The organism is Flavobacterium muglaense (assembly GCF_014305155.1).
GTDB classification, from domain to species: domain Bacteria; phylum Bacteroidota; class Bacteroidia; order Flavobacteriales; family Flavobacteriaceae; genus Flavobacterium; species Flavobacterium muglaense.
On the sequence record NZ_JACRUK010000046.1, the window covers coordinates 19,120 to 30,909 of the forward strand.

Annotated in this window: 7 protein-coding genes; 6 read left to right on the plus strand and 1 reads right to left on the minus strand. The window is 34.3% G+C overall.

What is annotated here, in order from left to right; all coding sequences use genetic code 11:
• Positions 1-391: 391 nt before the first annotated feature.
• The 3 genes from gltB (at position 392) to lysA (ending at position 7,906) form a co-directional block, all read left to right on the plus strand.
• Positions 392-4,912, plus strand: a complete 4,521-nt coding sequence (gltB, locus tag H8R24_RS14535; RefSeq protein ID WP_187020342.1) for a glutamate synthase large subunit — start codon at positions 392-394, stop codon at positions 4,910-4,912.
• Positions 4,913-4,914: 2 nt separating this feature from the next.
• Positions 4,915-6,369, plus strand: a complete 1,455-nt coding sequence (locus H8R24_RS14540) for a glutamate synthase subunit beta (RefSeq protein ID WP_187020339.1) — start codon at positions 4,915-4,917, stop codon at positions 6,367-6,369.
• A 319-nt stretch (positions 6,370-6,688) separates the two neighbouring features.
• On the plus strand, positions 6,689-7,906 hold the full coding sequence (gene lysA / locus H8R24_RS14545; protein ID WP_187020337.1) for a diaminopimelate decarboxylase: 1,218 nt from the start codon (positions 6,689-6,691) through the stop codon (positions 7,904-7,906).
• 61 nt (positions 7,907-7,967) lie between these two features.
• Here the strand turns inward: lysA and pafA are convergent, their stop codons facing one another.
• Positions 7,968-9,581, minus strand: a complete 1,614-nt coding sequence (pafA, locus tag H8R24_RS14550) for an alkaline phosphatase PafA (RefSeq protein ID WP_187020334.1) — start codon at positions 9,579-9,581, stop codon at positions 7,968-7,970.
• 217 nt (positions 9,582-9,798) lie between these two features.
• On the opposite strand from pafA, the gene H8R24_RS14555 reads away from it, so the two are divergent.
• From H8R24_RS14555 to H8R24_RS14565, 3 genes are all read left to right on the plus strand, one after another.
• Positions 9,799-10,110, plus strand: a complete 312-nt coding sequence (locus H8R24_RS14555) for an ISAon1 family transposase N-terminal region protein (protein WP_225876829.1) — start codon at positions 9,799-9,801, stop codon at positions 10,108-10,110.
• A gap of 409 nt (positions 10,111-10,519) precedes the next feature.
• Complete coding sequence (locus tag H8R24_RS14560) at positions 10,520-11,500, plus strand: IS30 family transposase (RefSeq protein ID WP_187020331.1); 981 nt, start codon at positions 10,520-10,522, stop codon at positions 11,498-11,500.
• Between the two features lie 42 nt (positions 11,501-11,542).
• Positions 11,543-11,790: transposase (locus tag H8R24_RS14565; RefSeq protein ID WP_317173681.1), on the plus strand; the 248-nt coding region annotated here is incomplete at its 3' end.

The window sequence follows — 11,790 nt, forward strand, 5'->3', positions numbered from 1 at the left end:
TATTTCAGAATATAAGTGGCACAAAAATAGCAAAATTCATCTAAACTGAGAAATGTTTTTCTGAATTAAATTTCTAAAGTCTTTACTTTAAAAAAAATAGACCAAAAAATGACCCATTTAACAACAAACCCAAAATAATTAAAAGGATCCACAAACCACTATAACGATTGAAATAAAAAGCAATAATTTGACAAAAACACTAATAAATAAGGAACTAAGACAATTCAAAACAAACCAAATTGACGATTTAATAATACATAAGCGCTTCTACATCATTATTACCATAAAACAAACGTTTTTCTATTATTACTATAAAAATAAAGGATAATACCCGTTTTCGATACATTTTATGCAACGAAATCTTTATTTTTGTATAAAAAAATTATACAGCATGAAAGTTAAAGAACAAGGCCTTTATTTGCCGGAATTTGAACACGACAACTGTGGCGCAGGATTTATATGTAATTTAAACGGAGTAAAATCTAACGACATTATCCATAAAGCACTCGACATTTTAATTAAATTAGAACATCGTGGAGCAGTAAGTGCCGACGGAAGAACTGGAGATGGAGCAGGAATCCTTTTTGATATTCCTCATGATTTTTTTAAAAAAGTATGTGACTTTGAAATTCCAGCAACAAGAGAATATGCAGTTGGAATGGTTTTCTTACCAAAGAAACAAAACCAAGCACAATTTTGCATGGACACATTTGAACAAACAGTTAAAGACCAAAATTTAAAAGTTTTAGGTTGGAGAGATGTTCCTGTTGATGTGACGAACTTAGGACAAATCGCTGCCGAAAAAGAACCAACAGTAAAACAAGTATTTATTAGTAAAAATGGTTTAGAATTGACTGAACAACAATTCAACGCTAAATTATTTGCTGCTAGAAAAATAGGTGAACATATAATTCTGAAATCTAAAACTTCAGAAAGTCATATGTTTTACTTCTCTAGTTTATCGACAACAACTATAATATATAAAGGTCTATTAATGCCTGAAGATATTAGCAGATATTACACAGACTTAAAAGATCCTGATTTAGTTACTCGTTTGGCATTAGTACACCAACGTTTTTCTACTAATACATTTCCTTCTTGGGAATTAGCACAACCATTTAGGTACATGTGCCATAATGGTGAAATCAATACACTTCGTGGAAATGTAAGCAGAATGCGTGCTCGTGAAGAGTTGATGCAAAGTGACGTTTTTGGTGAAGACATCAAAAAAATGTTCCCTATTATATTAGAAGGAAAATCAGATTCAGCTTCTATGGATATGGTTGTCGAATTGTTATTAATGACTGGACGTACCCTTCCAGAAGCTATGATGATGGTCGTTCCTGAAGCTTGGGAAAAACACCAAACTATGTCGGATGAAAAGAAAGCATTCTATGAATACAACTCTTGTATCATGGAACCATGGGACGGCCCTGCTTCTATTCCGTTTACCGATGGAAATGTGATTGGTGCATTATTAGATAGAAATGGACTTCGTCCTTCTCGATATACATTGACAAAATCTGGTTTTGTAATTATGGCTTCAGAAATTGGAGTTCTTGATATAAATCCTGAAGATGTGGTGCAACACGGCCGCTTGGAGCCAGGAAAAATGTTCCTTGTGGACATGAATGAAGGTCGTATCATTGAAGATGATGAGATAAAAAATGCAGTTGTTACTAAACGTCCATACAGACAATGGTTGAATGAGAATCTTCTTCCATTAGCTAAAGTTCCTTATACAAATAACGAAACTCCAACAGAAAATATTGATTTCGAAACGAGATTGCGTTTATTTGGCTACTCAATTGAAGATGTTAAAACCATCATAACGCCAATGGGTGCTAATGGTGCTGAAGCAATTAGCTCAATGGGTAATGATACTCCATTAGCCGTTTTATCAGAACAACCGCAACTTTTATACAACTATTTCAAACAGTTATTTGCTCAGGTTACAAACCCACCTTTGGACGGTATTCGTGAAGAAATAATTACAGATATTAGTTTAGCAATTGGTGGCGATTACAATATTTTTGATATTGAATCAAAACATTGTAAAAAATTAAAAATCCAAAACCCTGTTATTTCTAAAGAGGATTTAGATAAAATAAAAAACATTGACCATCCTGATTTTAAATCGGCTTCTATTTCGACTTTATATAAAATAGAAAAAGGAGTAAATGGCTTAGAGCGTGCTCTTGAAAAATGTGTTCAAGCCACTTATAAAGCAGTTAGCGAAGGACATAATATCATCATACTTTCGGATAGAGGTGTGACTGAGAAAATGGCCCCAATACCAATGTTATTAGCTTGTTCTTATATTCACCATTCATTGAATAAACTACAAGTTCGTTCAAAATTTGGAATCATAATTGAATCTGCTGAACCACGTGAACCACACCATTTCGCATTATTATTTGGTTACGGAGCAAGTGCTATCAACCCGTATTTAGTAAACGAAATTATACGTGAACAAGTTGACAAAGGTTTTATTACAGATATAAAAGCTGATTATGCGATTGCGAACTACAACAAAGCGATTGCAAAAGGAATCTTGAAAATCATGAATAAAATTGGTATCTCTACTTTACATTCGTATAGAGCTGCTCAAATTTTTGAAATATTAGGTCTTAATAAAACTTTCTCTACAAAATATTTCCCTTATACGCCTTCTAGAATCGAAGGAATTGGATTGAATGAAATTGAAAAAGAAGTTAAGAAAAGACACCAAAAAGCATTTCCAAATTCTAAAATAGCAAATCTTTTGCCTTTAGAAATTGGAGGGATTTACAGATGGAGAAGAACTGGTGAAAAACACATGTTCAACCCTACAACTATTGCAAAATTACAACAAGCAGTACGTTTAAACAGTCCGGAAAGTTACAAGGAATACTCTACAATGGTCAATGAGCAAAGCTCAAACTTAATGACTATTAGAGGTTTATTCGAATTTAATAATTTAGATCCAATTTCTATTGACGAAGTAGAGCCTTGGACAGAAATTGTGAAAAAATTCAAAACTGGAGCGATGTCTTATGGATCTATCAGCCAGGAAGCTCATGAAAACTTGGCAATTGCCATGAATAGAATTGGTGGAAAAAGTAATTCTGGAGAAGGTGGAGAAGATCCTAAACGCTTCCAAAAAGAATTAAATGGAGATTCTAAAAACAGTGCTATTAAGCAAGTTGCTTCTGGTCGTTTTGGAGTATCAATCAATTATTTGACTAGTGCCAAAGAGATTCAAATAAAAATGGCTCAAGGGGCTAAACCTGGAGAAGGTGGTCAATTACCTGGTGAAAAAGTGGTGCCTTGGATTGCGAAAGTTAGAAATTCAACTCCTTATGTTGGATTAATTTCTCCTCCTCCACATCACGATATTTACTCTATTGAAGATTTATCTCAATTAATATTCGATTTAAAAAATGCAAATCGTGATGCACGTGTAAACGTAAAATTAGTATCAGAAGTTGGTGTTGGAACAATTGCTGCCGGAGTTGCTAAAGCGAAAGCTGATGTGATTTTAATTTCTGGATACGATGGAGGAACTGGAGCTGCTCCTTTAACTTCATTACAACATACAGGTATTCCTTGGGAACTTGGTTTAGCCGAAGCACAACAAACATTAATCTTAAATGACTTAAGAAGTCGTGTTGTATTAGAATGTGACGGACAGCTTAAAACAGGTCGTGACGTTGCAATTGCAGCATTGCTTGGAGCAGAAGAATTTGGTTTTGCTACAGCCCCACTAGTTGCATCAGGTTGTATCATGATGAGAGCTTGTCATTTAAATACTTGCCCAGTAGGTATAGCAACTCAAGATCCAGAATTAAGAAAAAATTTCAAAGGAACACCAGAGCACATTATTAACTTCATGTATTTTATTGCAGAAGAGTTAAGAGAAATCATGGCTCAATTAGGTTTCAGAACCTTGAAAGAAATGGTAGGACAATCACAAAAACTGAATGTTAATAAAGCAATTAAGCATTATAAAGCAAACGGATTAGATTTATCTACTATTTTATACAAGCCTGAAAAAGCGAAAACGGTTCCAAATCACAATACAACAACTCAAGATCACGCATTAGATAATGTACTTGATTTTGAAATTATAAAAGCAGCTATTCCTTCTATTTATAGAAAAGAGAAAACTAGAGTTACATTTGATATTAAAAATACAGACCGTTCTGTAGGTGCCATATTAAGTAATGAAATTTCAAAAATCTATGGTGCGCAAGGTTTACCTGAAGATACTATTTTAGTAGATTTCACAGGTTCAGCAGGCCAAAGTTTTGGTGCATTTGCAACCAATGGATTGTCATTTAAAATTCATGGAAACTGTAATGACTACTTAGGAAAAGGACTTTCTGGAGGTAAATTAATTATCAAAGTACCACCTACAGCTACATTTAAACCGGAAGAAAACATCATCATCGGTAACGTAGCCCTTTATGGTGCAATCACTGGGGAAGCCTACATTAATGGTATGGCTGGAGAACGTTTCTGCGTTAGAAATTCTGGAGCAACAGCCGTTGTGGAAGGAATTGGAGATCATGGTTGTGAATACATGACTGGAGGTACAGTTGTCGTGCTAGGAAGAACGGGACGTAATTTTGCTGCTGGTATGAGTGGTGGTGTTGCCTATGTTTTTGACGAACAAAAACAATTTGAAAATGGCTTATGCAATATGGAAATGGTTGCCTTAGAAACATTAGAAGATGAGGACTTAAGCAAACTAAAACGTTTAATTAAAAACCATTCAATGTATACCAATAGTCCATTAGCAAAAAGAATTTTGGAAGACTGGGACAACCAACAAAAACACTTTATCAAAGTAATGCCAAGAGATTATAAAATAGCATTACAAAGATTAGCAGAAGAAAACAAAATTGAAGAACTAATAGCAACAGCATAGTTATGGGAAAGATAGGCGGATTTAAAGAATACGATAGAACAGACGAAAGTAATATAGCAGTACCGGAACGTGTAGTAAATTATAACGAATTTACGATCGCGTTACCTAAAGATAAAATTAAAGAACAAGGTTCAAGATGTATGGATTGCGGAATCCCATTTTGCCATAGCTCATGCCCATTGGGAAATTTAATTCCTGATTTTAATGACATGGTGCATCAAGAAGAATGGCAAAGCGCCTTGGAGATTTTACAATCTACCAATAACTTTCCAGAATTCACAGGTCGCTTATGCCCTGCTCCCTGTGAGAAATCATGTGTACTAGGAATTATTGAAGAGCCTGTAGCTATCGAAAATATTGAAAAAAATATTATCGAACGCGGTTTTGCCGAAGGTTGGATTAAACCACAAACTCCCGAAACAAGAACAGGGAAAACAGTAGCCGTAATTGGTTCTGGACCTGCAGGATTAGCAGCGGCACAACAATTAAATCGTGCTGGACATACTGTAACCGTTTTCGAAAGAGACAATGCAATAGGTGGATTATTACGCTACGGAATTCCAAATTTCAAATTAGAAAAAGGAATCATTGACCGTCGAGTAAAAGTATTAGAATTAGAAGGAATTACTTTTAAAACTAATGTGAATGTTGGGGTAAACTATAGCGTAGATGAATTAAATCAATTCGATTCGATTGTTTTATGTGGTGGTGCTACTGAGAGAAGAAGCTTACCTACTAAAGGAATTGAAACAAAAGGAGTGGTTCAAGCAATGGACTTTTTAACACAACAAACAAAAGTGCTTTATGGTGAAGAAATCGCTGACCAAATTAAAGCTACTGGTAAAGATGTAATCGTTATTGGTGGTGGAGACACCGGATCTGACTGCGTTGGAACTTCAAACAGACAAGGTGCTAAATCAGTTACAAATTTTGAAATCATGCCTAAACCTCCAGTAGGTAGAAGCGAGACTACACCATGGCCTTATTGGCCTTTACAATTAAAAACATCCTCTTCACACGAAGAAGGTTGTGAGAGAAATTGGTTAATAAACACTAAAGAATTTATCGCTAATGATAAAGGAGAATTAGTAGGTCTAAAAACGGTTGAAGTAGCTTGGAAAATAACTCCAGGACAACGACCGGAATTAATCGAAAAAGAAGGTTCCGAAAAAACTTGGCCTTGTGATCTAGCATTACTTGCCTTAGGATTTACTGGACCAGAGAAAACACTGAGCGAGCAATTAGGCCTTGAAACAGATATGAGAAGCAATTACAAAGCAACAAATTATCAAACAAACAAGCCAAATATTTTTACCGCGGGAGACATGCGTCGCGGACAATCATTGATTGTTTGGGCAATATCCGAAGGTAGAGAAGCAGCACGTGAAGTAGACTTATACTTAATGGGATCAACTAATTTACCTACCAAGGGAACTGGCGATTTACCAAGTTTATAATACCAAATAAACAATCTAGAAATGACTGTCAAATATTTTTTTTGACAGTCATTTTCTATTTTGGAGGTACCCATGCATCCACTATCGTTTCTGCATGGTCTCGCTCCCGATAGCTATCGGGACGCTGCTAGTCCTCGTCGCTTTCGTAAAAACTCCAGCGACTGTGGGCTATCCAGTTTCATCCTTTACCCAAACCACATTATAACAAAAAAACATGTTTATTGTTATAATTACAACTTTTTGTTACAATTTGTTAGAAATCATATAATCGCTTGTGAGAACAAATAAAGAATAATAAATTTGCTTAAAAATAATAACAATGCAATCAAAAGACTTACTTCACCTAGCAGAACAATTTGGCAGTCCATTATACGTTTATGATGCCGATAAAATAAAATCACAATACAACAGATTAACAAAAGCATTTTCTAAGGTTGAAAAGTTACGTATCAATTATGCAATGAAAGCATTGTCTAATGTTGCGATTTTACAACTACTTAAAGAAATGGGATCTGGACTAGATACCGTATCAATACAAGAAGTACAATTAGGACTTCATGCAGGATATGACCCAGAAAAGATATTTTACACACCAAACGGCGTCTCTCTGGAAGAAATTGAAGAAGTAAACGCAATGGGAGTTCAAATCAATATTGACAACTTATCAATATTGGAGCAATTTGGAGCTAAACATCCTAATGTTCCTGTTTGTATTCGTATCAATCCACACGTAATGGCTGGAGGAAACACAAACATTTCTGTTGGACATATTGATAGTAAATTTGGAATCTCAATTCACCAATTACCACACCTTGTTCGTATTGTTGAAAATACAAAAATGAACATTGTAGGTATTCACATGCATACTGGTTCAGATATTTTAGATATAGAAGTATTTTTATATGCTGCCGAAATTTTATTCGATGCTGCTAAAAACTTCAAAAACTTAGAGTTCCTAGACTTCGGTAGCGGATTTAAAGTGCCTTACAAAAAAGATGATATCGAAACAGATATTGAAGAATTAGGTAAAAAACTTTCTAAAAGATTCAATGCTTTCTGTACAGAATACGGAAAAGAATTAACGTTGATTTTTGAACCAGGAAAATTTTTAGTAAGTGAAGCAGGTTCATTTTTAGTAAAAGTAAATGTAATCAAACAAACTACATCAACCGTATTCGCAGGAGTTGACAGTGGGTTTAACCATTTAATCAGACCGATGTTATATGGTTCACAACATCACATTGATAACATCTCTAATCCCAAAGGAAAAGAACGCTTCTACTCTATCGTAGGATACATTTGTGAAACAGACACTTTTGCAAATAATAGAAGAATTCCAGAAATTAAAGAAGGAGACATCTTAAGTTTTAGAAATGCAGGCGCTTATTGCTATTCAATGGCTTCTAACTACAACTCAAGGTACAAACCAGCTGAAGTGCTGTGGATGAATGGACAAGGCCACCTCATACGTGCTCATGAAACATTTGAAGATTTATTAAAAAATCAAATCCCATTACCAGTAGCAACTACTGTTTAATCATAAAGTCAAAAAAAAGGTGTATTTTAAAAAATACACCTTTTTTCATTTCTCTCATAACCTAGTCTTTTAAAACTTCCTCTAGAACATGAGCTTCTGTTCCATTCGGAAAAGAAACTTTAATCTTCTGTGCAATTGTCGGAGCTATTTGAGTGATTTCTTTCTTATTAAACGACTCTCCTTTTTTGATATGCCATCCGTAAAAAATAGCAGGAACGTGAGTATCATAAGTATAAGTTGTACCATGAGATGTACCTGTACCTTGGTATTCAATATATCCAGGCTTATCCAGAATTATTAAATCCCCATTTTGAGTAACATCATACCCTTTAGCTATAAAATTCAGGTAATAATCATTCCCTGTTGAATTTAATACTTCTTCTTCAGTGTACACTCGTTTCACATAATCTTGAGTCATCAAATATCCTTTAAACGCCTCTTTAACCACATTTAAATCAAGATTTTTAGTTTTGATCAATTCTTTATTGAAAAATAAATTAAAACTACCGTAATTTAAAACCAAATCAGCACCAAATGTATTCATAGAAAAATCTTTTAGATTATTTCTGATATCTTTTGGACTTATACTATTCACATTATATTTATGATCTTTCAAATAATTAACATTCTCAGCACCTGCATGATCCGCAGTTAAAAACAATAAGTAATTATCCTTACCAACAGTTTTATCCAAATAATGCAAAAATTCAGCTATCGTTTGATCCAATCGTAAGTACGTATCTTGCAATTCCATAGATCTAGGACCTAACAAATGCCCAACGTAATCAGTAGAAGAAAAACTAACCGTTAAAAAATCAGTAATATTATCCTTACCTAATTCTTCTTTTTCTATAGCTTTCATAGCAAACTCAGCTAGCAAATTATTTCCATAAGGAGTAGAACGCAATACACCTGCATCATTCTTGGTATACATATCCTTCAAATCATAAGGAAAAACAGGAGCTGTACTGTTATACAACTTCCCTTCATAAGGATTATTATCTTCTAAACTCTCATCATAAGTTACTTTTGGTTTCAATAAATCCCACCCTTTATTAATGTATGGCATATAATGTTTCTCGTCATTAAATTTCTGTACCCAATCAGGTAATTTATCACCATAAAAAGTACTCGAAATAAATGAACCAGTTTTACTGTACCAGAAAGCCCAATTTGCAAAATGTCCCGCTGGCAAAATAGCACCACGATCCTTCAGGCTCAAACCTATCACTTTACCTTTAAAGTTTGTCCCCATACGCAACTCATCAGTTATAGTTGTAGTTAATAAGTTTTTAGGTGACATTTCACCTTCTTCCTTTGTACCATCACCTACCGTACTCACACTAGCGTCATCTGTGCAGTACATATCTCTACCCAGTTTTCTACTAAACCATTCATTACTTACAATTCCATGAGACGCTGGAGTGGTCCCTGTATATATAGAGGCATGACCCGGAGCAGTATAAGTAGGCATATAATTATAATGCATATTCTGAAAAACATACCCATTACCCATTAACCTTTTAAACCCGTCAGCTGAAAAATCACTCGAAAAACGGTATAAATATTCCATTTTCATTTGATCAACAACAATCCCTACAACCAATTTAGGTCGTTCTTGAGCTTGCAAACTTGACATCACAACCATTGTCAAAATTAAAACTAGTTTTTTCATCTTAAAATTTATTTTAGAATACAAAAATACACATTATACAATTAAATCATTTAGAACCGCACAAAGAATGCCTCTCAAATAAAATGATTTAACAATAAATTAAACCAAGCCTAAACAAATAAGCACCCGTTCAGATAAGAGCATAAAAAAAGTATCAAGTCTAAATGTTGTGGGGAAATATTAAACTTAGATATTTGCATTTTAAAATTTAATACAAATGCAAGATTCTTTTGTTGAACTTCTCAAGTTATTGTTACCAGAAATTATAGTTGAATACTTTGAACTTACTTCTTATAAAAAAGGAGAAGATATTCTTCATCTTTATTTAAAAGAGATTAATTCAATTCCAAAAGAATATCGTCAATATAAATTAAGCTCCAAGGGATTCTTTGATGAGATAACTGTTCAAGATTTTCCTATTCGTGGACATCAAGTTTATCTATATATCACCCGCAGAAGATGGCTTAACGAAGATAGTGGACAAGTTGTATTTAGTCCCGATAATTATCGGGAGGAATTTAGTAGCTGACGGAACTCGGGTAACACAGGAGTTCGCGTCTTTTTTAAAAGAAATCAATAGATTCCAAGCCTAATGATTGCAAAGCTATAGCCTCTTTCTATGGTGTAAGCGGTAAGAATCTACAACATCAATACAAAGATTTCTTAAGTGATTTTAAAATCTGGAATCAAAAACCACACGCAAAAGAATGGCTTATTTTTCCTGAAAACATTGGTAAACCCTTATCGATAGACGAAACCTCCCTATCTAATGGCGAACTCTTTACAATTATAACTTAGATTCAATTAATAAATGCAACATTTGGAAGTTGCGGTTTGGTTATTTTTTTTCAGAAAAGAGAAAAGAAAATTAATTCTTTTCCCCTTTTGCTGAATGGTAAATTTAGCCTTACTTGCTCCTCGACCAAAAATTGCAAAGCATGAGCCAAATTACACAAGAGCAAAGATACATAATTGAAACATTGTTGAATGAAAATTATTCAAAACTAGAAATAGCTGAACGATTAAAAAAAGATGTTTCCGCAATTTATAGAGAAATAAAAAGGAATTGTGATAAGCGAAACAACAAGTACAGAGCGACCTTAGCCCACCGTAGGTGTGAAGAAAGACATTCCGATAAAAAGAAGAGTATTCGATTTACCACAGAAGTTAAGGATTTTGTTGAGCACTGGATTAAACAAGAATATAGTCCAGAGCAAATAGTGGGAAGAGCAAAAGAGCAAGGACTCAATTGTGTTTCTCATGAAAGAATTTATCAATACATTTGGAAAGACAAAAAACAAGGGGGTGACTTACATCTTTCGTTACGTTCCCAAGGGAAGATTTATAGAAAAAGAAGTGCGTCAAAGGATAAGCGAGGTCAGATAATCGGTCGGGTAGATATCGACCAAAGACCCAAAAGCGTAGAAGAAAGAAAGACAATTGGAGACTTAGAAATAGACTTAATGATTGGAGCTGGACACAAAGGAGCTTTGTTGACAATCAATGACAGGGCAACAGGAGTAGCTAAAATACGAAAATTGAAATCCAAAGAAGCGACAGAAGTAAATCAAGCAATAATAGACGCACTCCAAGATTGGACACCATTTTTAAAGACAATTACATCTGACAACGGAAAGGAATTTGCACAACATCAAAAGGTATCTGAAATCTTAGAAATAGATTATTATTTCGCAAAACCCTATCATAGTTGGGAAAGAGGTTCAAATAAAAACATGAACGGATTGATAAGACAGTATTTCCCAAAAGGGATGAATTTTGAAAACATAACAGACATACAAGTACAAAATGCGGAAGACAAATTAAATAACAGACCTAGGAAAAGATTTGGGTATAAAACCCCAAACGAAGTTTTTATACATTCATTAAATAATAATGGTCAAGTTGCATTTATGACTTGAATCCGCCTAACCAATAAAGCTGCCAAAGGGAAAAAAGGAGCTATAGTTGCAATGGTTATCGAAACTACAGCTGAAACGGTAATCGCTATCATTGAAAAAATCCCTCTGAAACAACGAAATCTAGTCACCGAGATAACCCTTGATATGGCAAGAAATATAGGCTTGATTGCCAAGAAATCCTTTCCTAATGCAACTCGCGTCATCGACCGGTTTCACGTTCAAAAATTGGCTACAGAAGCTTTACAGGAAATAAGAATTAAATACCGTTGGCAAGCTATAGACCAAGAAAA